Consider the following 25,050-nt stretch of genomic DNA (forward strand, 5'->3'; position numbering starts at 1 on the left):
GTATCCTATTTTGTGAAAAAAGGGTGTGGAGCTCTGAAAATGAAACGGAAAATTTTGCTTCGCCTTGCTCTTGTGCTTGTTGCGTTTTATTTGTATATTCTTGGACTGCTGCACCTTTTTCCAATTTGGGTGGCCGTTCCGCTATTATTCATCGCGCTTTTTTGCTTATTCCGGCCATTAAAAAAGAAGCCGCGCTTTAAAGGATACCGTCCCCATTAACTAAAAAAATGCTTAGACAACCGAATGACTTTCTCCCAACACTGAAAACATTTTTGTCCATGCATGCTCCTATATGCCGGCCCCTTCTCCTTGCTTGGTTTCGCTTTCACCAGCATGCCTATTTTTTGATAACAACGATTCATGCCAGCAATGGAGAAAGTGCTGCTCTTTTTCCTCTCCTCTGTAAGAAAGGATTTCCCCGCCGCTTTTTATAAAAGCGGCAGGAGCTACCTTTTTCAACAGCCCGAATGCTTCAAGCAAAGCTAGGTATTCTCGCGCTAGTTGGGAAGTGATTTTTTTCGGGTCGCAATAAGGTTTGAAAGGATGGCGGAACTGCCGTAAACAAGACGATAATAACACATCGATTTGGGTAAGAGTTAGTGGAGAGCCTTTAAAAGCATGACACAAATAAGCATGGATAAACGATGTCTGCCATAGAAACGGGGAAATTTGGATATAGCGTTGAGCCGGCAAGGGCCAGCCAGCAGTGATCGGAATATTGGTCAATTGCAGCGTTGCAAGTAAATGCGCTAACGATCGATTGCGGTGGAGGTTGTTTTTGACTTGCCGACGATAGGCAGACAAGCTGTCTGTATAACAAATTGACAGCGACGGGGGCTGGAGCAAATCGCTTAATGTTAACTGTTCGAGAGCAATAAACGAAGGGGTAGCAAGTGCTAAGGAAGGGAGAACAGCGATTACATAGCGGAGCAAACATACCATTTCAGTATGTGCGTCTAAATAAATAAAAAATGGTTCCCTTTGGGCATGTTGGAGGCCATACCATTCAAATTGTTGAATTTGAAACATTTGGCGGCGCTTCCGCTTTAAACGGTTTCCCCCAAAAATCCAAACTGGGGAAATGCCTTGGCGTGCGTACAAGATATTGCGTTCATATAGCGTTTTGGCGGAAAGGGTCGCACATTGGAATTCCAGCGCAAGCGGCGACGAAGCATGAATGTAGACATCAGGTCGTTGCTTTGACTTCCTTAAATATTTTTCCAATTGTGTCGCTTTGTTCTGCTTGGCCGCCCACTGAAAAAGCAATTGTTTTCCGCGTACGTGTTCATCCGACTCCCCTTCCCCTCCAGAAGGGCACGCCTCACTTTTTTGGTGGGCAAAATGCCAACGTATTTTTGTTCCAAGTCGCATCCTTACTTGTTGGTTGCAGATTGGACAACGAAAGCGCCCTGATTTTTGTAAGTACCGCCATTCTGAATGGCTACGTTTATCTGTAAAACTGATAAGACGATCGTTTTCATCTAAAGCTTGAAGCAATGGCCACACTCCTTTCTTCCTTTTTTATTCAAACCAACCTCGCGTTTATCCTTTTTTTACGCAACAAAAAAAGAGCCTATCATGGCTCTTATAGACTGTAACAAACGCTCGCTTACACGTTGGTATAGATCTGTGCTTTGGAATTGTGGTTACACATGTAGAAGAAAACCACCGCTTATGAACATCTGTTCGATTCGCGTCTTCCCTTGCCTTCACTCCCTCGATCTACAAGCGTTTTCTATGATTTTAGGAAAAAGTTGAATATAGCTTCGCTAGAGCGGTCTCTGGAATAATGACTTTGCCATATTCCTGGAGCCTGTGAATCGTCAATTCGGATTCATAGCCATACTCAAGCATCCTGCTCAACAAATTGTCTTGTTCATCTTCTGTATAAAGATCGTTCGTGAATTGGACATGCAAGAAATAACGGCCTTCGTAGTGGTAAAGTGTATTAAGCACTCCCTCAGGGCGAACTGCTTTGCTTAAAGATATTATATCTTCGAGCTCTTTAAAACCAATAATCAGCTCGAGACTGTCTAGCTCGTTCTCTTCGAACGTGCGGACTGGAACATCTTCCTGCTCCTCTGTTTCCATGTCCTCTTTAACGGGAATTTCTAATTTTACATTGCCATCTGACAATTGCCCACGTGTAACAAGAATTTCCAAGCCTTTATCGTGGGCATGAACTTGAATCCAGAGCGGGCCATCTAGTTCAAATTCGTCCCTGTCGCTTGCTTCATGCATCATATCATAAAAAAGTTCTTCACCACGTTCACGGTTATACCAAATTTCTTCACGCTCAAATCCACGTGCTTCAATATCCTTATACGTGATGAAAAACCGAATGGTTGAGTCATTTACTCGTTCGATTTCCATACTCGCTCCCCCTCCTGTAATCTTAACATTAGGTAGCCTTTATCAAGGAAACAGTGAGCTTGCCTTCCTTGTTCCTATTGTATGATAACTAGCCGAAAAATGGAATCCATCTGCTTTCTGACGGGTGCAAACGTATTTTGTTAGTTCTTTATTCTCTCGCATGCTGTGGTTAATGTCAAGAAAAATAAAACCTTCTACAGAGGTTTCTGTAGAAGGTTCGTATTAATTTACTAAGCGCTGTGCTTCCTGCAATTGGAATGTCCGCACTTTTCTTGGTAGAAAACGGCGAATTTCAGCGTCGTTGTATCCAACTTGTAAACGTTTTTCATCGAAGATAATCGGACGACGAAGCAGACCAGGATTGTCGCTAATGATCGTAAACAATTTTTGTAAAGGCAATGATTCAAGTTCTACGTCCAGTTCTTGAAAAACTTTAGAACGTGTGGAAATGATTTCATCTGTGCCATCTTCTGTCATGCGCACAACCTGTTTTACTTCTTCAACAGAGAGTGGAGATGCAAAGATATTACGCTCTTCAAAAGGAATATCATGCTCTTCCAACCATGCTTTCGCTTTTCTACAAGATGTACAACTAGGGGATGTAAGTAGTGTGACCATCTTATTGAACCTCTCCTTTAATCAAAGTGTGACAAGAGTATCCGTTATCGTTCGCTTCATCACCATTTTATTATACAAGTTTGTTCAACTGTTGTATAGAGTCGTTGCGAAAAACTTATACAAAGATTGAACAAAAACTATGGGAAATCCTCTTATAAATGCTCACTTCCCGACATTGCCTGACCATAAACCTATTTCCAGAAAAAAACCGCCTGTACGGCGTACGGCGGATTATGCAATGCTTTTTTTCGATTGGGGATAAGGATATTCCTGCGGACGACGGTTTTTCAAGTTGTCTAGCTGCTTTTTAAAAGCATCTTTCCACGCTAGGCGCTTTCGTTTTTGTTTGGCTTTCTTTTTTTGTTTCATAGCGCTTCGCCCTCCCGTTTCTTTTTGTCAGGAGCCTATAGTCCACCGTCTTACTCTTTCAATGTTAATACTTCATCAACTGCTTCGTATGATTCTCCATACAACGCTTTGTCTTTATACGTATGGATGTTCTCATACGTGTGCTTCATTTTCTCATATATACTATTCTCATCTTCATTCTCTGGTGACCAATAAAGGATTTCTAATTCCGTCACTTTATTTGTCGCAAGAGAACGACGACGATAACCAATTGATTTGGCGTGTTTAAACCCTTCACGACTATAAAAGCGCTGACGCTTTTGTGTATCCGTGTCTTTATAATCGATAGGCTCCACTTCAAGTATAATTGGTTTTTGCTTTTTTTTCAATTGCTGTAACAGCTTTTTCCCTAGCCCTTCTCCCCTAGCCTGCTTTGCCACAAACAAATAATCGACAAAAATAAAGTCATCCGTCTCCACATACATCATCACATGGTTATCGCTCTCTTCCTTATGGTAGATGTCTCCCTTTTCTTTTAACAACAGTTCCATATGCTGTTTTGACTTCATTTCCTCAACTGGAAAATAGTCAGCAAGCTTCTCATACCAAGTCGGCATTTTTCATTCCTCCCATTCTTTGTTTAACACATACTCATTTATATAGCCATTTTCTTTTTTGTCCTAAACCCGTCATTTAGTTAGTTTGCCCTATTTGCTCAAAAAAAAAGCAGCTGAAGCTGCTTTTACGGATTGTCGTAATCGACCCCTTCTGTGTAAGTGTTGGCCGCATTCCATAGTAAAAATTCGTTAATGTCATTTTCATACAAGGCACGGATTTGCGCTTCTACTTCGTCTTTTCCGTACTGTAAGTAATTTCCTGATCCTAAATAGCTAGCAGTAAAGTCTTGAATCCACGGCCGCGACACCGGCTTCTTCTCCTCTAGCTGCTCTAAAAGCTCGTTTTCCAATTTGGCATAGCCATCGGTTAACTCATAAGGATACAAGTCAGGCTTGTCCAATCCTTCAAAAGACGTCCAATGGCTCGGATAAATCATCGAAGAAATGACATCGACGTTCTCTGATATTTTCAAGAAGTTTTGTCCAATTCCTGGCGCTTCAGGCACGGTTGCCGCATAGCCGAAAATATCAACGGATACATCTACATCATAGACGCTTAATGTTTCCCGGGCATACGCGACAAAATCGGTGACTGCATTTACACGGCGTTGCACATTGTCAATTTCGTCATCCCCGTATTTTCCTGTTTCATATTCAAGTGTTTCATCGCGTTTCTCAAATCCTTCTGGAAAGCGGACATAATCAAACTGGATTTCTCGGAACCCCATTTGTGCTGCTTCCTCGGCAATGCCGACGTTATACTCCCATACTTCCTCCAAAAATGGATTGACAAATGCTTCTTTCCTGCCATTTTTCCAGACAGAGCCATTTTCTTTAAAGGAAAGCTCCGGTTTCATTTCAGCTAAGGTCGTATCTTTAAAAACAACAATTCGGGCAATTGGATAAATCCCGTTTTCTTCAAGAGCTTTCATCATTTCCTCAGGGTCGTTTATGTATTTCTTCGCAATGTTGTAATAAGGTGAGCTCTCATCAGGCATATATGTAATATTGCCATGATCATCTTTAATGTCTATGACCATCGCGTTAAGCCCTGTTTCATTGACGAAATCAACAAGTGAATGAAAACGTTCTCCTCCAGCGGAGTGTCCAGACACATAAATCCCCCTCACTCCCTCGTCTGGATAATCGAACGTGTACCCTGACTGGTTCGCAAAGCGTGTTGAAAGTTTTGGGGTTTCATACAGCGTTTGACCAACAAGCTTGTGGCCATGTACAAGCATCGCATTACCCGCTGCAGCTTTAACGCTCCCACCGTTAACACCAACTAGCAATGAAGCAGATAACAGAGCTGAGCAGCCGATTTTCATCAATTTACACACACATACACTCCCTTTCATCCTTTAATCCTCATCATGGGCATCCCAATCATCTGGAATTAGCTCTTCTTCTTCTTTTACATACTGTTTTTGCCTTTTCTCAAGCTGTTCTTTAAGCTTTTCAAACTGCGTTTTGTTAAAAAGCCACATTTCTCCGTCATAAACGCCACGTATATTTCCAAGACGAGCTTGTTCCATTAAATAAGACTGAGTAACGCCAAGATAAGAAGCCAATTCTTGCAGCGAAATATACACAGCCTCTCTCCCTCCCTCGCCCAATAAAGTATAACATGGTTCAGACTGTAGACTCTTCCCCTATTGGAAACGGTCCCTTTTGCTTGCTACCATACCCCGTTTACTCGAAGAAAAAACAATCTGGTCAAATGCCCAGATCGTTTTTAAATGCCTACTGGCAAAATAAATAAAAATACAAGAAAGAAATGTGAGACAGAGCCTGCCAACACAAACAAATGCCAAATCGCATGATGATACAAAAATCCACGCCAGACATAAAAAATCGTCCCAGCGGTATAAAAAATCCCACCAAGCACCAACAGCCATATACCACCACTAGGAAGGGTTGACATAATCGGACCGATTGCAAACACAGCAATCCAGCCCATTGCTACATACATGACCGTCGACAGCACCAAAAACTTTTTTACGTAAAAGACTTTAAAGATAATGCCGACAGCAGCAATGCCCCAGACAATCCCAAATAATGTCCAGCCTAGTGCCCCACCGACTAAAATAAATAAAATCGGCGTGTACGTACCTGCGATAAACAAGTAAATAGCGGCATGATCGAAAATTTCAAATAAGTCTTTTGCCTTGCCTGGCTTAAAACTATGGACAAGTGTCGAAGATAAATATAGGAGCACCATACTTGTGCCATAAACCGTAAAACTAACGATATGCCAAGCTGTACCGTGCATGCTCGAGTAAACAATTAAAAGCACGAGCGCCAAGATGCTCAAAAGCGCACCGAAACCATGTGTGAGCGCATTGACCAGTTCTTCACGTCTCGAGAAAACGTGGGTATTTGCCAAATAACTTCCCCCTTTACAACGGTTGGCATTCATTATAGCATAGATAATTAAAAAATGTGTGGATGGAAGGAGAATGATGATGAGAGAAGTGACGCTAGTTGCTCTTTACGACCACCACATTGCCCAAAAGTATTTGCAACGCTCTGGCATGGCTCATGCAATTCGCTGTGCTTACCACGCTTGTGCATTAGCGGTTAATGAAAACGTCAACCCCGACTTGGCAGCAAAGGCAGCTTTTTTGCACGACATCGGGCATTATACTTGGTACAAAAACGGCAAATGGGACTACTCGCTTTATAAAGCCTACGATATTCATGCCATTAAGGGCGCTGAACGTGCCCATAAATTATTAATTCGCCTTGGGGAACACCCCCGTCATGCGAAAGAAATCGCACTGGCAATTCTGTTGCATACAGACTCCTACTTGCCCAATGGGGAGCTTGCCCTCAGCCCATTGCAATCGGTGGTCGCAAAAGCGGATGCACTCGATGAAGAGCCAAAAGGCAGTCATCACTACCGGACCATTGAGGCAAAAACGGCACGGCAGTTGCTGACGGAACTTGATAGCCAAATTGACGGCTTGTTACAGGCTGGCGCCGGCAACAGAAAAGGGCGGTAACTCAGTTAGCATCCCTTCATCCATCGCCCCGTTGATTCGCCGGACAATTCTTCCTTCCCTATCGACAACAAGCGTCGTTGGTATACCGAAAATTTGATACTGTTCTTGGATGTCCCCCTCTTTATCTAACAGGGGGTCAAACGGCGCGTTAAAATGAGTTAAAAATGCCTTGACTTCTTGTATGCCTTTCTCTTCGCTCGTCAAATTGACGGCGACAAAATGATCGCCTTGCTGACTCAGTCGCTTTTCCGCTTCCACGATCAATGGCATTTCCTCTTGGCATGGATAACACCATGTCGCAAAAAAGTGGACCATTGTATACCGATGCGCTCCCTTTTTTGGATTAAATTCCCCAATGCCGCCAGATAAAGTCGGCAACGCAAAGGTAGGGGCCGCCTTCCCTTCTTGAACCCCTTCTTCCATTGCATGTACAATCGCTTCCACGTGCCGGAAAATCGATTCTGTTTTAAAATGGAACCATCCTACTGCCAGAATCGCTGCTACTAGGATTAAAAACAAGATCGACCGTCTGATAGAACGGATCATGCCAAAAAAACGCCCTTTCTTGGAGGATGATAGGAGTGTCTTTCGATGAACATGTATCAACTTTGCCAAGCCGTTGCCTGCCTCGCTTTATTGCTATTCGTATTTTTTTTGCAAGACGTCCCTTTTTCACTTTTATGGTTTAGCTTGCTTGTGGCACTCAACCTCGGCTTGCTACTATATAAACGTTTTCAAAATCGAACCCATTAACCGACCTGCCTCTGTAAAAAATAGGGTTCCCTCTAGTGTATGTCCCTCTTCCCTCTCTTTATGCATCGCCTTTACGTTGTTTAGATGGAAGAGTTGTGTTTGCTTGCATTTTGATTTACGATGGAGAAGAGTGACAAAACAGGAGTTGAACGTATGCAAACCGTTTTTTCTGGAATTCAGCCGAGCGGCACATTGACGCTTGGCAACTACTTAGGGGCATTGAAACACTTTGCCGACATGCAAAATGACTACGATTGCTACTTTTGTATTGTGGACCAGCATGCGATAACGGTACCACAAGAGCGTTTGAAACTGCGTGAAAACATCCGCAGCCTCGCCGCCCTTTACATCGCATCAGGGATTGATCCAAACAAGTCGACATTGTTTATCCAGTCGGAAGTTCCAGCCCATGCCCAGCTCGGCTGGATGATGCAGTGTGTTTCCTATATTGGCGAATTGGAACGCATGACCCAATTTAAAGACAAATCAAGCGGTAAAGAGGCCGTTTCAGCTGCGCTGTTAACGTATCCGCCGCTAATGGCCGCAGACATTCTGCTTTATCAAACGGACATTGTGCCCGTTGGCGAAGACCAAAAGCAGCATTTGGAATTAACCCGCAATTTGGCGGAGCGCTTTAACGCCAAGTACAATGATATTTTTACTGTTCCTGAGGTGCGCATCCCGAAAGTCGGCGCAAGAATCATGTCTTTAAATGACCCTCATAAAAAAATGAGCAAATCGAATCCCAATACGAAAAGCTATATTTCGATGCTTGACGAGCCAAAGACGATTGCAAAGAAAATTAAAAGCGCCGTCACCGATTCAGAAGGGACAATTCGCTTCGATCGCGAAGAAAAGCCGGCGGTCTCCAACTTGCTATCGATTTATTCGCTTTGCTCTGGCAAATCGGTCACTGAGCTCGAACAGCTGTATAAAGGCTCTGGCTACGGCCCTTTTAAAGCCGACCTTGCCGACGCAGTCATTGAAGCGCTGCAACCAGTGCAAACACGTTACTATGAACTGATCGAGTCAGACGAACTTGATGCGATATTGGACAAAGGTGCAGACAAAGCGAACCGAAAAGCACAAAAAACGCTCGCAAAAGCAGAGCGTGCGATGGGCTTAGGCAGAAAGACAAGATAACCCTATTCGGCATAAAACATGAAGCATTTCATGGCATGAACGTAAAAACGACGTAGCCGTGTGCTACGTCGTATCAGTCTAAGTGATTTTTCGTGTCTTAATAGCCATTCGTTTTCTTGTACACTTTCCCAACAAAAAAGGAAAGTCCGAGCGTGCCGACTAACAAAACAACCGTTAAAATTTTCATAATTAAGTACGCAAATGAGTCCATTGTCTCCATCAATCCGTGCCTCCTTTTGTCGCTTCCATTATAAAAGAAAGCGCATACGATGTAAATAGAAAAACAACGCGTTAAAGCAGGCCCCTTGCTTTAACGCGTTTTCCTTACTTTACCCGCTCTGGATGCTCCAACTCCCATAGTTTCTCGAAAAAGGAATGGCCTTTAACCATCGCTTCACATAATTTGTAATGGCGGTTGCTCCAACCTGCACGAACGCCGTTCAACAATTGTTCCCACACTTCTGCACGGCCTTTTTGCCGAAGTTTTTTGTATGTCAGAGGGTCCCACTCTGTACACCAATATTTTATTTCCGCATCTGAGCCTGTTGTCTGCAATTGATCTAGCACCATCAACAACAGTTGCTTCAGTTGCCTTTCCCTGCGGGTCAATCCCGCTAACTCGGCAGGACTCGGGGAAAGCAAATGGTATTCTTTTGCAGGCAGAGGGATTTCTAACTGGAAATAAGGGACATCTTGTTCAGTTAATGTCTCAAACACCAGTTGTTCTTGGCGTGGCGTTAACCGGCTCTTTCTAATTGGCGTTTTGTATCCCATTGTATCTACTGCAATAATCCGTTTCCCATCAGTGGCAATAAAACAATAATCGAGTTGGATGCGTGACATGTTTTTGCGCAAATAGCTCTTTTGAAACACTTCTTTGAGCAATTCCATTGGCAAATCAAGAAGCTGGTCCTCTATGTAATCCATTAGCTTCTCGTCCACTTTCAACAATTTTACTTGATCAAGCACTTCTATGCGGTCTTCACTTCTCCACTCATGGAACGGGCACACATTGTATCCATTCTCCTCGCCTTCAAACCAGTTTACCCATATATCTCTCATCATGACCATCTGAATCGATCCTCCTCACTAGTATGCTCTTTGGAGTCAGTATGGTCACGAGGGGCAAATCTTAAACACCATTTTCATGTTTCCCTTCCATTGCGCAGTACCGACTCAGCATCCTCATCTAGAAAGGCTAACGTGTCTTTGCTAGAACGTTCAGCTGCTGCTTTGCAAAGCTTGAAACCGTAATAATAGCCTAGCATAGCCGGAATGCCTGCCCGGTCGTCGCCATAGAGATAAGGCTTGTAATTGCTTCTTCCTTTTCTCAACAAATTCGGCTTCAAATAGCGGACAAACCATTCTTCTTGCCAATGACGATCATATTTTTTTGTCCACGGCGCCACATATGCTTCACCGACCTCTTCTATTACAGCTAATTCAGCAAGTCCTTCCATCACCATCGATTCTAATAACGAAATGGACGATTCTGTTTCCTGTGTGCGCCATAATCGGCAAACATGATGGTATTCATGGGTGACTAATGCTTTTAAGTCATTTTCCTCAATGTCGCTTGAAATAAAAAGGACGATGCCATCAGGAAAGCCAAGCCCCATTTTCCCTCCTAGTTCTGCCTGGAGCCGTTTATGTTCTTCATTTGCTGGCAACAAGAAAACGGGCACATTTGGCCCCTGCCATTTATGTTTCAAAGCGGTAAACTGTTCGCCAGCTACAGTCCAACAATCTGAGTGCAAAAATCGCCTCAAGCGGCTTTTCCTCGTTTTGGGCAAAAATAAACCGACTTTCTGCAAATAAGTAGCCAGTTGCTGATCAGTCGAATAAGCGAAAAGCGATTGAAGTGGCTGGATAAACAGTTGCCTATACCTTGTTTGGACAGATTGCTCCTCGTAATGGTCCACATATAGCTCAATCCATCTGTTTGTCTTGACGATTCCCACACTCTCACATCCTTCAAAACAGAGTTACACTTGACTTTGCTTAGTGCCAAATCCAAAATGAAAGGCAGAGGTGACCGACAATGAATGATCCTTTGCTTACTTTCGAAAAAGCAAAACAGCTAAAACAACAATTAACGGAATTTATGATGATGTATAAATTTGCTTTAGACGAAATGGAAACAAGAATTTCCATTTTGCAAGAAGAATTCGAATTAATGCATGATTACAGTCCAATTGAACATGTGAAAACGCGCTTGAAATCGCCGGAGAGCATTTTTGAAAAAGCGAGGCGTAAAAATATCCCTTTCCATTTGCATGTCTTAAAAAATTCCATCCAAGACATTGCTGGCATCCGCATTACTTGTTCGTTTCTCTCTGATATTTACCGGCTCGAAGAAATGTTAAGAAAACAAAGCGACATGCATGTAGTCACAGTGAAAGACTATATTAAAAAGCCTAAGGAAAACGGCTACCGTAGCCTCCATATGATTGTGAAAGTGCCTGTCTATACATCCGCGCGCAAAGAAGAAGTGTTTGTAGAAATCCAAATCCGTACCATTGCTATGGATTTCTGGGCCAGCCTCGAACATAAGATCTTTTATAAATACAATCAAAATGTACCTAAACAACTCATTTCAGAGTTAACTGAAGCCGCCCATTCAGCTGCTGCACTTGATGAAAAAATGGAACATCTCCATCACGAAATGAGTGCGGTCAAGCAGAAGCAAGCGACACAGCCAGGCGATAGCGAACAATTGCAATTAAACAGCCACACATTCGCAATTCCTCGAAAATTGCTAGAAAGCCTGCAAAACTTACCTGATGATTTGTAAGGCGTGTGAACAAATCTTTTCCTACATGTATACGTTCGCTCAAGTGTTCTATTCTTGATTATCCGTTTCAGCCGTGCTACGCTTCATCTATTGAAGTAAGCTCAACCCGCAAAGGAGATCCTTATGACAACGGATGAATTAACAAAAAGCTTAGAGGCTTTTACTCACTTCACTCGTGCAGAATGGGCACAGCTAAACGACGGGCTTAGCGCTCCTCTCACGGAAAAAGAGCGGAAAAACCTCGAAGGTATTTATGAAACGATATCTGAGGCAGAAGTGAATGATGTATACATGCCTTTATCTGAATTACTTTATAAACGAATGATCCATAATGTGAGGCTTCATGACGATTTAAACCGCTTTTTAAAAAGGGAACGGAAGCGCGTGCCATTTATCATTGGCATAGCTGGGAGCGTTGCAGTCGGAAAAAGCACAACCGCAAGGCTGATTCAAGCATTGGCTTCAAGATGGCCTGGCTCTCCGAAGGTGGAGCTTGTCACAACAGACGGCTTTCTATATCCAAATGAAGTGCTGGAAGAACGAGGTCTAATGAAACGGAAGGGCTTTCCTGAAAGTTACGATATCCGCAGCCTGCTTACTTTTTTGACAGACTTAAAAGCAGGCACGCCTGTCGTAAAAGCACCTATGTATTCCCACTTGACTTACAACATTGAAAAAGACCGTATCCAAACGTTGATAAAACCGGATGTCGTCATTGTCGAAGGTATTAATGTCCTACAAGTAAACCGAAAAGGCAAGCGCATGCCCCATGTGTTTGTCTCTGATTTTTTTGATTTCAGCATTTATGTCGATGCAGACGAAAAAGACATATTATCTTGGTATATCGAGCGCTTTCAACTGCTCCGTAACACAGCATTCCAAAAGCCCGAGTCGTATTTTCACCGCTACCGCGACTTAACTGATGAAGAAGCGGTTGCAATGGCGGAATCGATTTGGCATACCATTAATGGCGTTAATTTAGAAAAGAACATTAAGCCAACACGCCTTCGCGCCGATTTGATCTTAACAAAAGGCGCCCATCATCGCGTTGAGCAAGTCCAATTGCGGAAATAAACATCTTATACCTGACTTGCAGAAACAAAAAAACTCCGCTGCTTTTAGCTGCGGAGTTTTTTTTGGCGTGTTACCCTTTAAACAATTGCACGAACATTTTGCCGTAAGGACCGCCGTCAACTACGCCAATGCCTACTTCCGTGTAGTTGCTGTTCAAAATGTTTTCACGGTGTCCTTGTGAATTCATAAGGGCGTTATGTGCTGCTTCTACTGTTTGGTTTCCAGCCAAGTTTTCGCCAGCTGTATTATAAGAAATACCAAACTGCTTCATCATGTCAAATGGAGAACCATACGTAGGTGAATTGTGGTCAAAATAGTTGTTGTCGATCATGTCTTGTGCTTTGACACGAGCTACCTCTGTTAGCTTTTGATCGACTTTTAGAGGTTGAAGCCCTGCTTTTTGGCGCTCTTGGTTAACAAGGTCAACCATTTGCTGTTCTTCTTGAGTCACATCACCAGATGCATCGCTTTCCTCTTGTTGTGGCTCTTCCTCTACCGTTTCCTGTTCTTCAGGTGTGTTTGTTGGCTCGCCTGCTTCTACTTCTGGTGCCTCAGGTTGTACTTCTTCCTCAGGAGTTGGCGCTGGCGCTTCTTCCTTATTGATGAGATCAGTAACAAAATCTAAATCTTCCAAATTCACATTCGACCAATCGATGTTGCCAAATTGCTCTTTTAGCTCATTCAGATCGACTTTCACGCAATCACCGCTAGCTGTGTAGACGTAAGGCCCTTTCACTTGAACTTTATATTGGCCAGCAGCATCGGCTTGGTTAGAAAAGCCTGCTCCTACGATGGCAGCAGCAGCTAATGTAGAGATAACTAATTTCTTCATGAATATCCTCCTAATCGTTGCGTACTGTGTATTCGTATCCCTGTTCGCCAGATACACACACATCCTAGCATACAAAAAGAATCGGATTCTATGGTAAAAGATTCATATAGTGGCATCTTGAAACGTTTTGTAATAGAACAATTGGCTCGGCCATTAACGGCTTGATCGCCGCTATATTCCAAAAAAGCAACTGGAAATTCTCCTCAACTGTTACACAACTGTAAAACGAGGCTCTAATTGTAACCATTGCGTAACAAATTGGCTTCAGCGTTGCTATGAACACATCGGCTGCCTTCTATGCGAAGCTTGGAAAACATTTTCAGCTCTTTTTTTATGAGAATCTGTTACAGTGTTAACGTGCGATTTTTGTGCACACTAGATTCACTGATGATAGGAGTTGCATAGGGTTATGATCAAAAAACTTATATTCCTCATTTTTGGCTCAATTGGATTGTCTTTTGCTGCGCTTGAACCAGCCGATGCAAAACAACTTACACACCCAGTTCAGCCAGGCGAGACCATATATACACTAAGTCAACGGTATGGCGTCCCAGAAGCAGCGATTATGAAAGTCAACGATCTTTCCGATTCTGCGATTGAAGCTGGCGAGACGCTAACGATTCCTGCAGCTGTTTCCGCTGCGGAGAGAGAGCTTTTAGCTAAACTAGTCAGCGCTGAGGCAAAAGGCGAACCGTATGCAGGGAAAGTCGCGGTAGCTACTGTTGTGCTAAATCGAGTTGACAATGAAAATTATCCAGATACTGTGCACGATGTTATTTATGAAGTAACACCATCTGGCCATTATGCCTTTTCCCCTGTCCTGGATGGCGCCATTAACAATAAGCCTGATGACGAGTCAAGACGAGCTGTGACAGAAGCCCTAGCGTTCCGGGGCCAAGGTCAACAATCGCTTTATTTCTATAACCCGAAAACAGCAACAAGCGGTTGGGTAGCCACACGGGAGCAGACACTCGTTATCGGCGACCATATTTTTGCCAAGTAACGCCTAGACAATAAACGAATAAATGAAACTTGCACAAGTATAGGTTTCTTTTAAACAAATTCAGACTGATAGAAAGTGCTTGTCAGCCGAGTCGAACAACGAAGGATGCGAGCGTTTGTCTATAGTCTGAAAGCTCATGCCATTTGTGGTGGTATGGGCTTTTTTGCGCTTGCTGTGCTATTGTTGATTCAAACGGCGTATAACAGGGAATAACGGTTATTGAGGAGGGGTCTGTATGGAAAAAGGGCTTCGACTGGAACGTGTGACGGCTCTTGACATAAACAGAGGCGTCCAGCCAAACTACGTAGCAGTGGTGTCACCGCTTGAGCGGATCGTATCGACTAAAAAAACAACAAGCGATACGTCTGCTAATAGCCTGCTCGCTTACGGCCATGCTCTACGTCATACAAAAGCACCCAAAATGGGACACGTAACGAAACAAGGGGCAGAGCGCCTGAGCGACTGGGTATTCTCCCTATCTTGCCATTTTAAAACCGCTCATTTTTATCAACGTCTAAACGATCAGTTAAGCAAACACGGGCTGCTCACGAAAACAGCATCAACTGGCAGACCGTTTCTTAACGCTGACGAGGCGGCCATTTTAGCTGACGCTTTCAAACAAGCTTCCCCACCAACAAGCATGAGCCTAATTGCTGGCGGAGAAGGGTTGGCCATGGACTGCTACTGTTAAAAGCAGCGTCTTATGCCGCTGCTTTTTTGGTATACTACTAGAGAAGAAAAATAAGCAAAAGGAGGCGGCTTATATGAAAGCGATTGTCAGCCTCAACAATCTTGATTTTCATGGCCTTGCTATTCTTGCCGCGGCCAAAAAAATTCATTCGGGTAGCATTGCTGTGCTTCCGCCGATTTACCAACATGCTGTCAAACGATTTTTGGATGACTATAAAACGGATTTTTCCTTTCAGCACGATGGCGAGCTTTCATGGAACGAGGTAGATGAGCTTCTATTTGTCGATTGGGAAGATGAAAGGCAGGGAAGCCTTTATCGCTCGTTGCCCGCTTCAGCTACTGAGACGAATTTATGGCGAACGATCAAAGCGACTAAAAGAGGAGTGCCAATCACTTCCCTCATTTATGAGATGAAGCGAAAACAAATTCCGGTAACGCCTATAGAAGCCACGCTTTTTGCTCTAGGTTTATATAGCAGCACCAATCATTTAACGCTTCCTTCAACAACGGCTAGTGATGCCGATGCCTGTGCCTACTTACTTGAAAAAGGCGCTGATTTGCGCGTAGTCAACGACTATTTGCAACAGACGCCACTGTCTGAAAAAGTCGCTTCTGTAATGAGTAAGCCTGTTGTAACTGTACAAGCATCCCAATTCGTTGATGAAGTGTGGCAAACGCTGCTTAGTTCGGGACATAGCGGTTTTCCCGTTGTCGATGAGACTGGGGCACTAGCAGGCGTTATTACGCGTATGGACCTCGCCAAAGCACGCCAGTTTGGCATGGGAGAAGTACAAGTCACCGAAGTGATGAGTGCGCCTATCACCACGCTTCGGGCAAACGATTCGATTGATGCTGCTTGCGCGCATCTAGCTTCTACTGAGGTCGGCCGTCTCCCTGTTGTTGGCAACAACAATGAACCGGTTGGCATCGTAACACGAACAGACATCGTCCGTTTGCTTTATCCGAATAAGGAGGCCATTGCCCCTTCTGAGCTCGCGTCTTATTTTGGTGAGCAAACATTCTCTTTTTTGCAAAAGATTGGCGCTTTTGCTGACGAACTCCAAGTACCTGTCTTTTTAGTTGGCGGCCTTGTACGCGACTTTTTCTTAAAACGCCCACACAAAGATATTGACTTGGTCGTTGAAGGGGATGGAATTGCCTTTGCCAAGCGGCTGGCAACTGCGTTTGGCGGAAGCGTGCGTAGCCATGAGTCGTTTGGCACCGCCACTTGGGTAAACGAACAGGAAATAGATATTGTGACGTGTAGAAAAGAATTTTACTTGCAAAAAGGGGCATTGCCTACCGTCCGTCCTGCTTCGATTTTCGAAGACCTGGCAAGGCGGGATTTCTCTATAAATGCGATGGCGATTCAAATCAATCGATCCTCGTTCGGAAATGTGCTTGATGTGTTTCAGGGAAAACAGGCACTTATGCATAACCAAATCCGCATTCTTCATCCGCTCAGTTTTGTAGAAGATCCGACTAGGCTTTTCCGCGCTGTTCGTTTTGGCCTGCGCCTAAACTTCAGCCTCTCCCCCGAGACGCTACGCCAGGCAACCAAAACAGGTGCTGCTCTGCATCACATTAGTGCTAAACGCTTGCGGCAGGAACTTGAATGGCTGGCTAATGAAGGCGTTCTTCTTGAAGGCTTTCGCCAATTGGCAGACCTCCATGTATGGACAACCTTGTTTGGTGCCCCTTTCTCCAAGCGAGCCTGGCAGCATATGGCCAATTTAGAACAGCATGGTTTGAATGATGGCATGTTGTTTTTACTAGCTGGCGCTGTCGATTGCAAACGTCTCGATGTTGCAAGCCATTACGCCCTTACAAAGCAAGAAAAACGCTTAGCTGAAGAAGCAGGCTTGCCAGTTTGGCAACGACTTTCGTCAACAGCCTCAATCGGGGAAGCGCATCGCGACTTAGCGCAAATTTCAAGCGAAATCGTTCGCTTTTATAGCGAGGCCGAACTTCCGCTCAGCCCGCTCTTACGTCGTTATGCCGAAAAACGTAGACAGCTTGAGCCACTTTTGACAGGGGCTGATTTGCTTAAAGTTGGTTACCAACCAGGGCCTGCATTTTCACAATGGTTGCTCGAAATCGAATGCCTACAACTTGACGAACGTATTGCTACGAAAGACCAAGCGCTTGCTTGGATTGCTGAGAAACATAAATAAAGAGGCTGGTGATGTCCAGCCTCTTTTAGACTATAGACAGACGCTCCCATACGTCGTCGTTTGCCTCACTCATATAATCATTCTCAGCTTACTCGTCTAACAAGCGTTTTCTATCAGTCTAATTGGTGTGTTTTATTCAACCCATTTTTTAAATACGAGAGAGGCGTTGTGGCCGCCAAAGCCGAGTGAGTTGCTTAAAGCAACATGAACAGGTGCTTGTCTCGCTTCGTTTGGTACATAATCTAAGTCGCACTCTGGGTCTGGCGTTTCCAAGTTAATCGTCGGCGGGATGATCTCTTCATCAATTGCTTTCACCGAGAAAATGGCTTCCACTGCTCCAGCCGCTCCAAGCAAGTGCCCTGTCATTGATTTTGTTGAACTTATTGCCAGTTTATAGGCGTGCTCGCCAAACACGGTTTTAATCGCCTTTGTTTCGTAAGGATCATTTAACTCCGTACTTGTTCCATGGGCATTAATGTAGCTAACTTCTTCAGGAGCTAGTCCAGCGTCGTCAATTGCTGCTTGCATGCTGCGCGCTCCTCCTTCTCCTTCGGGAGCAGGGCTGGTGACGTGGAAGGCGTCCCCTGTTGAGCCATAGCCGACAATTTCCGCATAAATATGGGCGCCTCGCGCTTTTGCAGACTCTAAGCTTTCCAGAATTAATATCCCTGCTCCTTCGCCCATGACAAAACCGCTACGGTTGGCATCAAATGGCCTCGAAGCCGTTGTCGGGTCATCGCTTGTTGTAATGGCTTTTGCTGATGAGAAACCAGCCACAGCCATATTGGTAATAGGGGCTTCACTTCCGCCTGTAATCATGATGTCAGCATTGCCTCGCTGTATCACTTTAAAGGCGTCCCCGATTGAATTTGTCCCTGATGCGCACGCCGTTACCGAGCACGAATTCGGGCCTTTTGCTCCTGTAAAGATCGACACTTGCCCACTTGCCATATCTGGAATCATCATCGGCACGAAAAATGGGCTAACGCGGCGTTGACCCTTTTCTAAAAAGATGCGGAATTGATTTTCATACGTTTCCATCCCGCCAATACCTGAGCCAATCCAAACGCCAACACGATCAGCATTTTCAGCTGTAATTTCTAACCCGGCGTCCGCTAATGCTTCTTTGGCTGAAACAACCGCAAACTGGGTAAAGCGATCCATTTTCCGAACTTCTTTACGATCAATCGCAACAGTCGGGTCAAAGTCAGCAATTTCTGCCGCCACTTTCATTGGAAAAGCATTAGCATCGATGCGGGTCAAATAGCCAATGCCCGACTTTCCTGCTTTTGCCTGCTTCCAAGATGTTTTTGCATTGAGCCCGAGCGGTGTAACCGCCCCAAGGCCTGTTACAACTACACGTCGTTTTTCCACTTTGTATCGCTCCTTTTCTTCTTCCTACTTTTCCATCATCAGCCTTTCGTTATCGGCCCCAGCGAATAGCCAACGAGCCCCACACTAGGCCTGCGCCAAAGCCGACGAGCACAATGACGTCTCCGTCTTTAATTTTTCCTTGTTCAACCTCTTCCACTAGCGCAATCGGGATCGAAGCAGCCGAAGTGTTTCCATATTTGTTTACATTTACGGACATTTTCTCACGGGGAAGTTCCAAACGTTCACGAGAGGCTTCCATTATACGAATATTCGCTTGATGGGGGACAAGAAAGTCGACATCTTCTTTTCCTAGGCCTGCTTTGCTTAATACGCGCAAAGAAGCATCTCCCATTTGCCGAACGGCGAATTTAAACACTTCTCGGCCATTCATTTCAATAAAAGGGCCTTTTTTGTTAATGTGCATGCCACCTGAACCGTCTGCGCCAAGATCAAAAGCGAGAATGCCTTTATCCTCTGCTACCGGCCCAACGATCGCGGCTCCAGCCCCATCGCCAAACAAGACGGCGGTATTACGGTCTTCCATATTCACAAATTTTGTAAGTTTTTCAACACCGACGACAAGCACATGCTTATAGGCGCCTGTTTCAATAAATTGTTGAGCGGTAGCCACGCCATAAATAAAGCCTGCACAAGCTGCGCTAATATCCATTGCTGCTGCTTGCTTTGCACCAAGGCGGTCTTGGATCATTGTCGAAACCGTTGGAAAAACCATGTCAGGCGTTACGGTCGCCACCAAAATTAAATCAATCTCTTCTGCTGAAAGCCTTGCAGCTTTTAAGGCGCTAAGCGCCGATTCATAAGCCATTTCAGATGTTTCCACACCTTCAGCAAAGCGCCTTTCTTCAATCCCAGTACGGCTTTTAATCCATTCGTCAGATGTATCTAAAAACTTTTCTAGATCATGGTTTGTGACACGTTTCTCCGGCACATAACGACCGAGCCCTAAAATTCCTGCCTTTGGCATACGCCTACCCCTTCCTACTTTTAAAAAAGACGAGTTTTTAAAATTAGTACCTGATCCTAATATTAGCAACCATTTTTGTTGCTGTCCAGAACGTTTTTGTCTAAATGATGGCGAGAACGGGCGCATGCCGTTTCACGATTACGGCGAATGGCTATACACTAATAAAAAACGAAAGGAACAGAAGGAGGCGTAAATATGCGCAATAGCGAGCAAGACTTCTTCTCAACAATGATGTTTGGCCCAAGGCCGCCAAGACAAAGCGAACCAATTAAACAAGAAGCAGAACCAGCGCCAGAAGCGACAGATGAAGTAGACAACACAAGCCAGCTCGTTCAAATTATTGCCCTAATCCAAGCAATTTCCCCTATTATTGAACAAGTCAAACCTGTCATTGGCGCGGCTAAAGAATTTTGGCAGAGCAAAAAAGAAACGAAAGAGAGCGAATAGCTCGTGTCCATTTTATCCATCAATGCGTAAACCATTGGTGGATCATTTCTTCCTTCCATACTTTCGTTCTGTCTCTGTTTCATCATAGGGGTGACAGCAAGCGCACACATCCTTTGTATCAGCCTGCTTTAGCACTTCGCTCTGTAATGCTTGTACAAACCCGTGTACTAGTTTGCGCTTACCGGTTATACTTTATCATTCCTGCTCGTTTAACCCAAGTTCATACGCTTTATTCATGGCATTAAGCAACAATGCAAGCAGCGGCTGCAATTCATCCATTGTTACTTCTATGCCTTTGCCTTCTAGCAATTTTCGCGCTTCAGGTACGTGCTTCATGGCGATTTCCATAAATTTTAAATTTCTTTCGTGCTGTTCCATTTAAATAACCCCTTTTTATGTATTCTCTTTTAAGATAACTGAACGGTTGCTCGATGGCAAGGACTGAACGATTTGCTTTTCGAAGATGAAAGCAGGGCTGTTTCTTGCTATAATGGAAAAATCGATTTGGAAATGAGGTTGATTCATGAACCCAGCATTAAAAGAAGAAATTTTAGCGAGGCGTACCTTTGCGATTATCTCCCACCCCGATGCCGGAAAAACAACATTAACCGAAAAGTTGCTTCTTTTTGGCGGCGCTATTCGTGAAGCAGGGACAGTTAAAGGGCGCAAAAATAGCAAACATGCAATGAGTGATTGGATGGAAATTGAAAAACAGCGTGGCATCTCGGTTACAAGCTCTGTGCTTGAATTCCAATACAATGGCTTTCATGTCAATATTCTGGATACGCCTGGCCACGAAGATTTTTCGGAGGATACGTATCGCACATTGACTGCAGCCGATTCTGCCGCGATGTTAATTGACGCTGCCAAAGGAGTCGAAGCACAGACGAAAAAGCTTTTTAAAGTCTGCCGCCTCCGCAATATTCCGATTTTCACGTTCATTAACAAACTTGACCGTCAAGGGCGTGACCCATTTGAATTAATGGAGGAACTAGAAAATCTCCTTGGCATTCGTTCATACCCAATGGGCTGGCCCATTGGCATGGGCCAATCATTTAAAGCTGTTTATGACCGTCACCAGCAAAAACTAGAATTATACAATCCTGCCAATCCTAAGGCGATCGATACGATTCAACTAAGCGGGCCAAACGATCCGAAGCTGGATGAGGCAATCGGCGATGAACAACTTGTCCGTCAGTTCCGGGAAGAGCTAGAACTCCTTGACGTCGCTGGCGATGAATATGACAAAGAACGGATTGACAAAGGCGAACTGACGCCGGTGTTTTTCGGTTCGGCGATTTCAAGTTTTGGCGTACAAACGTTTCTTGATCATTTTTTGAAGCTTTCTCCAGCGCCAGCCTCGCGTGAGAGCTCCATCGGGACGATAGATCCCCTTTCACGGGATTCTTTTTCCGGTTTTATTTTTAAAGTGCAAGCCAATATGAATGCTAAGCACCGGGACCGCGTCGCTTTTTTGCGGATCACTTCTGGTACATTTAAACGGGGAATGAACGTTAAGCATGTCCGTACCAACAAACCACTAAAACTCTCACAACCAACACAATTTTTAGCACAAAACCGTAGCATTGTTGACGAGGCATATGCTGGCGACATTATCGGTTTATTTGACCCAGGCACATTCCGAATCGGCGACACCCTTGTCGTCGGCGAACCGTTTGAGTTTAATGAAATGCCTCATTTCTCACCAGAGCACTTCGCAAGCATTACGGTTAAAGAAGCATTAAAACACAAATCATATGAAAAAGGCTTGCAACAATTAACGGAAGAGGGAGCGATCCAGTTATTTAAAACCTATAATAAGTACGTTGAACAACAAATTGTCGGCGTGGTCGGCGTGCTCCAATTCGAAGTGCTGGAGCACCGCCTCCATGCTGAATACAATGTGGATATCCAAATGGAGCGGTTGCCGTTTTCCTTTGCCCGTTGGATCAGTGGTGGTGAGGAAGATATGAAACGATTGAAAGAGAAACAGCGCAACCTTGTCACCGACAGAGAAGGCCGGATTGTTGCTTTGTTTGAAAATGAATTCCAAATGAGGACAGCACAAGAAAAATATCCAGGCCTCCATTTCTACGAAAACTCCTTTTACCAGGACAGTATTAACGAGTAAATAGAAAGAACGGCAGTTGCCTTTTTCTCAACTGCCGTTTTTCTATTATTATCGTCAATGATTTGTGTTTGGATGCTTAACTGCCATGCTCTTTGTTTCATCGTACATCGCTGTAAGTTTTTTTTGTCTTTGCCATTTTTCGTTGGCGAGTTGGTATTTTTTAATGCCCTCTGCTAAAGAAGTCCGTGGAAAAAAGCCTAGTAGTTCATGGGCTTTTTGATAATCAAGGCAATTGCTATCCCCTGTCTGGTCAAACGGATTGAATGTGCCGCTACCTAAATGAATCGTATGGTGTCCGCTGTCAATCGCCATCGCTGCAGCTAAAGCGTTTGTCACATCGTCAATATAGAGAAGATCATGCATGGATTCCGTTTTGCCTGTTCCATCCTCATAAGAAACGAACTGTCTACCGAATTTTAAGTCGTAAGGTTGATGCAGTCCGTAAACAGTCGGCAAACGGATAATCACAGCGGCAAACCCTGTTTTTGTACAAGCCGCGCGAATTTTCTCTTCTTGCGCCAACATCACTTCCCCATATTCAGTCACTGGCTGTATCCGCCATTCACCGCTATTCTCGTAAACATCCGTCGTTGACAAAAACACAAATAAACAGTCAGACTGGCACTGGCGTAAAACCGCTTCTAAAGCATCCCGATTTTCATTATTGGCTGCATAAACCACCACATCCGCATCACCAAAATCAGCCTGTTCAATCTGTGTTTGCAAAAAGGTGAAGTGGGCATTGCGGCCAAGCTCCATTTCCAACGTAAGTTTCAACTCGCTACGCTTTTCTAATGAATCAACAGCCGTTACGAAACAGCCTTCATCAAGCAACTTCCGCGCCAAATGGAAGCCAATAAACCCAAGCCCTCCCGCAATTTTGACATGCTTCACCGTCCTTGTCTCCCCTTTCCTAATCGATCTCGTCATCTTCAAACTTTCAATGGAAAGAAGCAAAAAAGGAAGCCATTTGCTTGCTTAACTCAACTGGGTTTTGTAAAGAAGCTAAAAAGTAATGGTCTGCATATTGGGCGCTTGATAGGTTGGTCGGTTGCGCAGTTGCTTCAGAAAATAATTGATAAATACGCGTTGCTGCAAGTGGGCGGTTGCTATCTATTAAGCGCTGCTGCTGGTCAATAGCCCGCAAGTATGCGACATCGATTTGTCCGTTTATCTTGTATGCTGCTTTGACTTCCTTTAAAAAGCGTTTGCCAGCTAATTCGTCTTTTTTGATCGCTTGAAAGGCCGCTTCTAATGACAACACTGGCTTGATAAAAGCAGCAGCCCTCACTTCAAGTGTTGCATCCGCTAATAGTTGTTTGGCAATTAGTGCACTCGCCCCTTCAGCACAAATAAAAATCCGTTTATTCACTGTTTCTTGTTTTAAAAAAAGGGAAATGACCTGTCTAGCATGAGCAACCGCTTTTGGCGAACCCCAATGTGCTTTTAGGCGAAAGGCTGTTAATACTGTGTAACCTTTCTCTATCAGGCTGTTTGCAAGCACACGTGCCTTTTCTTTATAAGGAGAGTCGTCGTCCGCCATCACAAACACCGCATACCCATTTGGACGCTCTGGCAAGCTATAACTGTACGTATATCCACTAAGGTCAATATAGCGAACATAGACGGGCATTCTGTATCTCTCCTGCTTTTATTCGTCGTTATTCTATTCTATGTGCAAGATGGAAAAAAAGAGCAGGCTGAAAACAAGAAAACACCTTTTCTTATTCCAAAGCATGTGCGATTAACGGATAAGGGCGGTCAAAATCGCTTTCTGCACATGAAGGCGGTTTTCTGCTTGGTCATAAATAGCTGAATGTGGGCCATCAATAACGTCAGCGGTTACTTCTTCGCCTCGATGGGCAGGCAAGCAATGCAAGAAAAGATAATTGTCTTTCGCTCCCTTTGCCAACTTATGATTGACTTGGTAAGGAGCTAGCGCTTCTGCTCTGCTCGTTTGCTCTTGCTCGTAGCCCATGCTTGCCCATACGTCCGTATAAAGAACGTCAGCGTCTGCCACGGCTGCTTCGGGGTCATTTGTGCTCACCAGCTTGGCACCTGTTTGCAAAGCCGCTTCTTTCGCTTTAGCAAAAATCGCTTGATCAACTTCATAACCTTTCGGGGTAGCTACTGTGACATCCAAGCCCGTTTTGGCGCCTACAGCAAGAAGGGAATGAGCAACATTGTTGCCGTCGCCAATATAGACAAGTTTTTTTCCAGCTAGTGTACCTTTATGTTCAATGATGGTCAATGCGTCTGCCAGCGCCTGACAAGGATGGAAAGCATCTGTTAAGGCGTTAATAACCGGTACAGAAGAATGCTTTGCAAATTCAGCCACTTTCTTATGGGAGTTCGTGCGGATCATGATCGCATCTACATAACGAGAAAGTACATTGGCCGTGTCTTTCACAGGTTCTCCTCTGCCTATTTGCAAATCGCGACTGCTAAGAAAGAGGGCATGGCCGCCTAATTGCGTCATTCCAACTTCAAAGGAAACGCGTGTACGCGTCGATGCATTTTCAAAAATCATCCCAAGTGATTTGCCAGCAAGAAGAGCGTGAGCCTCCCCCTTTTTCAAGGCTGCTTTTAACGCTTTAGCCTCTTCTAACAGCTGGGCTACTTCCGTTGGCGTAAAGTCAAGTAGCGTAAGCAAGTGTTTCCCCGTCAACTTTGTTTTTACTGTCTCCAT

At 44.4% G+C, this 25,050-nt stretch carries 30 protein-coding genes; 11 read left to right on the forward strand and 19 right to left on the reverse strand.

The window, feature by feature from the left end; translation table 11 throughout:
- The first annotated feature begins 39 nt into the window (after nucleotides 1-39).
- On the forward strand, nucleotides 40-219 hold the full coding sequence (locus N6H06_RS16545; protein ID WP_062749441.1) for a hypothetical protein: 180 nt from the start codon (nucleotides 40-42) through the stop codon (nucleotides 217-219).
- 69 nt (nucleotides 220-288) lie between these two features.
- On the opposite strand, the gene N6H06_RS16550 is transcribed toward N6H06_RS16545, so the two are convergent.
- The 8 genes from N6H06_RS16550 to trhA form a co-directional block, all read right to left on the reverse strand.
- Nucleotides 289-1,497 (reverse strand): competence protein CoiA, encoded by a 1,209-nt coding sequence (locus N6H06_RS16550; protein ID WP_263707550.1) that lies wholly within the window; start codon nucleotides 1,495-1,497, stop codon nucleotides 289-291.
- A gap of 246 nt (nucleotides 1,498-1,743) precedes the next feature.
- Nucleotides 1,744-2,373: an adaptor protein MecA gene (mecA, locus tag N6H06_RS16555; protein WP_062749445.1), complete on the reverse strand. Its 630-nt coding sequence runs from the start codon at nucleotides 2,371-2,373 to the stop codon at nucleotides 1,744-1,746.
- A gap of 222 nt (nucleotides 2,374-2,595) precedes the next feature.
- Entirely contained in the window at nucleotides 2,596-2,991 is a 396-nt protein-coding gene (gene spxA, locus N6H06_RS16560) for a transcriptional regulator SpxA (protein WP_011247371.1), read from the reverse strand.
- A 231-nt stretch (nucleotides 2,992-3,222) separates the two neighbouring features.
- Nucleotides 3,223-3,360 (reverse strand): hypothetical protein, encoded by a 138-nt coding sequence (locus N6H06_RS16565; protein WP_156323127.1) that lies wholly within the window; start codon nucleotides 3,358-3,360, stop codon nucleotides 3,223-3,225.
- A gap of 50 nt (nucleotides 3,361-3,410) precedes the next feature.
- Entirely contained in the window at nucleotides 3,411-3,956 is a 546-nt protein-coding gene (locus N6H06_RS16570) for a GNAT family N-acetyltransferase (protein WP_062749447.1), read from the reverse strand.
- 125 nt (nucleotides 3,957-4,081) lie between these two features.
- Nucleotides 4,082-5,296: a putative glycoside hydrolase gene (locus N6H06_RS16575; RefSeq protein ID WP_082808403.1), complete on the reverse strand. Its 1,215-nt coding sequence runs from the start codon at nucleotides 5,294-5,296 to the stop codon at nucleotides 4,082-4,084.
- Nucleotides 5,297-5,317: 21 nt separating this feature from the next.
- Nucleotides 5,318-5,548 (reverse strand): excisionase family DNA-binding protein, encoded by a 231-nt coding sequence (locus N6H06_RS16580; protein WP_062749450.1) that lies wholly within the window; start codon nucleotides 5,546-5,548, stop codon nucleotides 5,318-5,320.
- 143 nt (nucleotides 5,549-5,691) lie between these two features.
- Nucleotides 5,692-6,342 (reverse strand): PAQR family membrane homeostasis protein TrhA, encoded by a 651-nt coding sequence (gene trhA / locus N6H06_RS16585; RefSeq protein ID WP_062749452.1) that lies wholly within the window; start codon nucleotides 6,340-6,342, stop codon nucleotides 5,692-5,694.
- Nucleotides 6,343-6,421: 79 nt separating this feature from the next.
- Between trhA and N6H06_RS16590 the strand changes: the two genes are divergently transcribed.
- A complete protein-coding gene (locus N6H06_RS16590; RefSeq protein WP_062749454.1) occupies nucleotides 6,422-6,961 on the forward strand; it encodes an HD domain-containing protein in 540 nt (179 codons plus the stop codon).
- Here N6H06_RS16590 and N6H06_RS16595 read toward each other — a convergent pair.
- On the reverse strand, nucleotides 6,926-7,507 hold the full coding sequence (locus tag N6H06_RS16595) for a TlpA family protein disulfide reductase (protein ID WP_062749456.1): 582 nt from the start codon (nucleotides 7,505-7,507) through the stop codon (nucleotides 6,926-6,928). The genes N6H06_RS16590 and N6H06_RS16595 overlap by 36 nt on opposite strands.
- A 45-nt stretch (nucleotides 7,508-7,552) precedes the next feature.
- Between N6H06_RS16595 and N6H06_RS16600 the strand changes: the two genes are divergently transcribed.
- Together N6H06_RS16600 and trpS are read left to right on the forward strand one after the other, a co-directional pair.
- Entirely contained in the window at nucleotides 7,553-7,714 is a 162-nt protein-coding gene (locus N6H06_RS16600; RefSeq protein WP_179290385.1) for a hypothetical protein, read from the forward strand.
- Between the two features lie 153 nt (nucleotides 7,715-7,867).
- Complete coding sequence (gene trpS / locus N6H06_RS16605; RefSeq protein WP_062749458.1) at nucleotides 7,868-8,857, forward strand: tryptophan--tRNA ligase; 990 nt, start codon at nucleotides 7,868-7,870, stop codon at nucleotides 8,855-8,857.
- 97 nt (nucleotides 8,858-8,954) lie between these two features.
- Here trpS and N6H06_RS16610 read toward each other — a convergent pair whose 3' ends face one another.
- The 3 genes from N6H06_RS16610 to N6H06_RS16620 all read right to left on the reverse strand — a co-directional run bounded on the left by N6H06_RS16610 (nucleotide 8,955) and on the right by N6H06_RS16620 (nucleotide 10,818).
- Nucleotides 8,955-9,077: a hypothetical protein gene (locus N6H06_RS16610; RefSeq protein ID WP_255222685.1), complete on the reverse strand. Its 123-nt coding sequence runs from the start codon at nucleotides 9,075-9,077 to the stop codon at nucleotides 8,955-8,957.
- 104 nt (nucleotides 9,078-9,181) lie between these two features.
- Nucleotides 9,182-9,928 carry a YjbA family protein gene (locus tag N6H06_RS16615; protein WP_263707551.1) on the reverse strand — a complete coding sequence of 249 codons (747 nt, stop codon included), beginning with the start codon at nucleotides 9,926-9,928 and terminating at the stop codon, nucleotides 9,182-9,184.
- 74 nt (nucleotides 9,929-10,002) lie between these two features.
- Complete coding sequence (locus N6H06_RS16620) at nucleotides 10,003-10,818, reverse strand: DUF2268 domain-containing protein (RefSeq protein ID WP_062749462.1); 816 nt, start codon at nucleotides 10,816-10,818, stop codon at nucleotides 10,003-10,005.
- A gap of 80 nt (nucleotides 10,819-10,898) precedes the next feature.
- On the opposite strand from N6H06_RS16620, the gene N6H06_RS16625 reads away from it, so the two are divergent.
- Nucleotides 10,899-11,651 (forward strand): GTP pyrophosphokinase, encoded by a 753-nt coding sequence (locus N6H06_RS16625; protein WP_062749464.1) that lies wholly within the window; start codon nucleotides 10,899-10,901, stop codon nucleotides 11,649-11,651.
- 123 nt (nucleotides 11,652-11,774) lie between these two features.
- Nucleotides 11,775-12,725, forward strand: coding sequence for a type I pantothenate kinase (gene coaA, locus N6H06_RS16630; protein WP_062749466.1), 951 nt, complete (start codon nucleotides 11,775-11,777; stop codon nucleotides 12,723-12,725).
- A gap of 70 nt (nucleotides 12,726-12,795) precedes the next feature.
- On the opposite strand, the gene N6H06_RS16635 is transcribed toward coaA, so the two are convergent.
- Nucleotides 12,796-13,557, reverse strand: a complete 762-nt coding sequence (locus N6H06_RS16635) for a CAP domain-containing protein (RefSeq protein ID WP_062749468.1) — start codon at nucleotides 13,555-13,557, stop codon at nucleotides 12,796-12,798.
- 409 nt (nucleotides 13,558-13,966) lie between these two features.
- Here N6H06_RS16635 and N6H06_RS16640 point away from each other — a divergent pair, with 409 nt between their 5' ends.
- The 3 genes from N6H06_RS16640 (at nucleotide 13,967) to N6H06_RS16650 (ending at nucleotide 17,424) form a co-directional block, all read left to right on the forward strand.
- Nucleotides 13,967-14,560 carry a cell wall hydrolase gene (locus tag N6H06_RS16640; protein WP_062749470.1) on the forward strand — a complete coding sequence of 198 codons (594 nt, stop codon included), beginning with the start codon at nucleotides 13,967-13,969 and terminating at the stop codon, nucleotides 14,558-14,560.
- 235 nt (nucleotides 14,561-14,795) lie between these two features.
- The gene (locus N6H06_RS16645; RefSeq protein WP_263707552.1) at nucleotides 14,796-15,251 is read left to right on the forward strand and encodes a hypothetical protein; all 456 of its coding nucleotides are present in this window, start codon (nucleotides 14,796-14,798) and stop codon (nucleotides 15,249-15,251) included.
- 73 nt (nucleotides 15,252-15,324) lie between these two features.
- Complete coding sequence (locus tag N6H06_RS16650) at nucleotides 15,325-17,424, forward strand: CBS domain-containing protein (protein ID WP_263707553.1); 2,100 nt, start codon at nucleotides 15,325-15,327, stop codon at nucleotides 17,422-17,424.
- Between the two features lie 132 nt (nucleotides 17,425-17,556).
- Here N6H06_RS16650 and fabF read toward each other — a convergent pair whose 3' ends face one another.
- A complete protein-coding gene (gene fabF, locus N6H06_RS16655) occupies nucleotides 17,557-18,798 on the reverse strand; it encodes a beta-ketoacyl-ACP synthase II (RefSeq protein WP_062749476.1) in 1,242 nt (413 codons plus the stop codon).
- A gap of 49 nt (nucleotides 18,799-18,847) precedes the next feature.
- Nucleotides 18,848-19,783 carry a beta-ketoacyl-ACP synthase III gene (locus N6H06_RS16660; RefSeq protein WP_095305935.1) on the reverse strand — a complete coding sequence of 312 codons (936 nt, stop codon included), beginning with the start codon at nucleotides 19,781-19,783 and terminating at the stop codon, nucleotides 18,848-18,850.
- Nucleotides 19,784-19,978: 195 nt separating this feature from the next.
- Here N6H06_RS16660 and N6H06_RS16665 point away from each other — a divergent pair, with 195 nt between their 5' ends.
- The gene (locus N6H06_RS16665) at nucleotides 19,979-20,230 is read left to right on the forward strand and encodes a hypothetical protein (RefSeq protein WP_263707554.1); all 252 of its coding nucleotides are present in this window, start codon (nucleotides 19,979-19,981) and stop codon (nucleotides 20,228-20,230) included.
- Nucleotides 20,231-20,425: 195 nt separating this feature from the next.
- Here N6H06_RS16665 and N6H06_RS16670 read toward each other — a convergent pair whose 3' ends face one another.
- Nucleotides 20,426-20,608, reverse strand: coding sequence for a ComZ family protein (locus N6H06_RS16670; RefSeq protein WP_095305936.1), 183 nt, complete (start codon nucleotides 20,606-20,608; stop codon nucleotides 20,426-20,428).
- Between the two features lie 145 nt (nucleotides 20,609-20,753).
- On the opposite strand from N6H06_RS16670, the gene N6H06_RS16675 reads away from it, so the two are divergent.
- A complete protein-coding gene (locus N6H06_RS16675; RefSeq protein WP_062749483.1) occupies nucleotides 20,754-22,361 on the forward strand; it encodes a peptide chain release factor 3 in 1,608 nt (535 codons plus the stop codon).
- A 54-nt stretch (nucleotides 22,362-22,415) separates the two neighbouring features.
- On the opposite strand, the gene N6H06_RS16680 is transcribed toward N6H06_RS16675, so the two are convergent.
- The 3 genes from N6H06_RS16680 to argF form a co-directional block, all read right to left on the reverse strand.
- Complete coding sequence (locus N6H06_RS16680; RefSeq protein WP_263707555.1) at nucleotides 22,416-23,255, reverse strand: NAD-dependent epimerase/dehydratase family protein; 840 nt, start codon at nucleotides 23,253-23,255, stop codon at nucleotides 22,416-22,418.
- A 46-nt stretch (nucleotides 23,256-23,301) separates the two neighbouring features.
- Nucleotides 23,302-23,994, reverse strand: coding sequence for a hypothetical protein (locus tag N6H06_RS16685; protein ID WP_095305938.1), 693 nt, complete (start codon nucleotides 23,992-23,994; stop codon nucleotides 23,302-23,304).
- Between the two features lie 111 nt (nucleotides 23,995-24,105).
- Nucleotides 24,106-25,050, reverse strand: coding sequence for an ornithine carbamoyltransferase (gene argF / locus N6H06_RS16690; protein WP_062749490.1), 945 nt, complete (start codon nucleotides 25,048-25,050; stop codon nucleotides 24,106-24,108).

This window comes from Shouchella tritolerans (assembly GCF_025770735.1).
Classification (GTDB): domain Bacteria; phylum Bacillota; class Bacilli; order Bacillales; family Bacillaceae_D; genus Shouchella; species Shouchella tritolerans.

What these genes read in the sequence shown, in the direction of transcription:
- N6H06_RS16545 (WP_062749441.1), top strand. Translation starts at nt 40, where the DNA reads ATGAAACGGAAAATTTTGCTTCGCCTTGCTCTTGTGCTTGTTGCGTTT.
- mecA (WP_062749445.1), bottom strand. Translation starts at nt 2,373, where the DNA reads ATGGAAATCGAACGAGTAAATGACTCAACCATTCGGTTTTTCATCACG.
- spxA (WP_011247371.1), bottom strand. Translation starts at nt 2,991, where the DNA reads ATGGTCACACTACTTACATCCCCTAGTTGTACATCTTGTAGAAAAGCG.
- N6H06_RS16565 (WP_156323127.1), bottom strand. Translation starts at nt 3,360, where the DNA reads ATGAAACAAAAAAAGAAAGCCAAACAAAAACGAAAGCGCCTAGCGTGG.
- N6H06_RS16570 (WP_062749447.1), bottom strand. Translation starts at nt 3,956, where the DNA reads ATGCCGACTTGGTATGAGAAGCTTGCTGACTATTTTCCAGTTGAGGAA.
- N6H06_RS16590 (WP_062749454.1), top strand. Translation starts at nt 6,422, where the DNA reads ATGAGAGAAGTGACGCTAGTTGCTCTTTACGACCACCACATTGCCCAA.
- N6H06_RS16595 (WP_062749456.1), bottom strand. Translation starts at nt 7,507, where the DNA reads ATGATCCGTTCTATCAGACGGTCGATCTTGTTTTTAATCCTAGTAGCA.
- N6H06_RS16600 (WP_179290385.1), top strand. Translation starts at nt 7,553, where the DNA reads ATGAACATGTATCAACTTTGCCAAGCCGTTGCCTGCCTCGCTTTATTG.
- trpS (WP_062749458.1), top strand. Translation starts at nt 7,868, where the DNA reads ATGCAAACCGTTTTTTCTGGAATTCAGCCGAGCGGCACATTGACGCTT.
- N6H06_RS16610 (WP_255222685.1), bottom strand. Translation starts at nt 9,077, where the DNA reads ATGGAGACAATGGACTCATTTGCGTACTTAATTATGAAAATTTTAACG.
- N6H06_RS16615 (WP_263707551.1), bottom strand. Translation starts at nt 9,928, where the DNA reads ATGGTCATGATGAGAGATATATGGGTAAACTGGTTTGAAGGCGAGGAG.
- N6H06_RS16625 (WP_062749464.1), top strand. Translation starts at nt 10,899, where the DNA reads ATGAATGATCCTTTGCTTACTTTCGAAAAAGCAAAACAGCTAAAACAA.
- coaA (WP_062749466.1), top strand. Translation starts at nt 11,775, where the DNA reads ATGACAACGGATGAATTAACAAAAAGCTTAGAGGCTTTTACTCACTTC.
- N6H06_RS16635 (WP_062749468.1), bottom strand. Translation starts at nt 13,557, where the DNA reads ATGAAGAAATTAGTTATCTCTACATTAGCTGCTGCTGCCATCGTAGGA.
- N6H06_RS16640 (WP_062749470.1), top strand. Translation starts at nt 13,967, where the DNA reads ATGATCAAAAAACTTATATTCCTCATTTTTGGCTCAATTGGATTGTCT.
- N6H06_RS16645 (WP_263707552.1), top strand. Translation starts at nt 14,796, where the DNA reads ATGGAAAAAGGGCTTCGACTGGAACGTGTGACGGCTCTTGACATAAAC.
- N6H06_RS16650 (WP_263707553.1), top strand. Translation starts at nt 15,325, where the DNA reads ATGAAAGCGATTGTCAGCCTCAACAATCTTGATTTTCATGGCCTTGCT.
- N6H06_RS16660 (WP_095305935.1), bottom strand. Translation starts at nt 19,783, where the DNA reads ATGCCAAAGGCAGGAATTTTAGGGCTCGGTCGTTATGTGCCGGAGAAA.
- N6H06_RS16665 (WP_263707554.1), top strand. Translation starts at nt 19,979, where the DNA reads ATGCGCAATAGCGAGCAAGACTTCTTCTCAACAATGATGTTTGGCCCA.
- N6H06_RS16670 (WP_095305936.1), bottom strand. Translation starts at nt 20,608, where the DNA reads ATGGAACAGCACGAAAGAAATTTAAAATTTATGGAAATCGCCATGAAG.
- N6H06_RS16675 (WP_062749483.1), top strand. Translation starts at nt 20,754, where the DNA reads ATGAACCCAGCATTAAAAGAAGAAATTTTAGCGAGGCGTACCTTTGCG.
- N6H06_RS16685 (WP_095305938.1), bottom strand. Translation starts at nt 23,994, where the DNA reads ATGCCCGTCTATGTTCGCTATATTGACCTTAGTGGATATACGTACAGT.
- argF (WP_062749490.1), bottom strand. Translation starts at nt 25,050, where the DNA reads ATGGAGACAGTAAAAACAAAGTTGACGGGGAAACACTTGCTTACGCTA.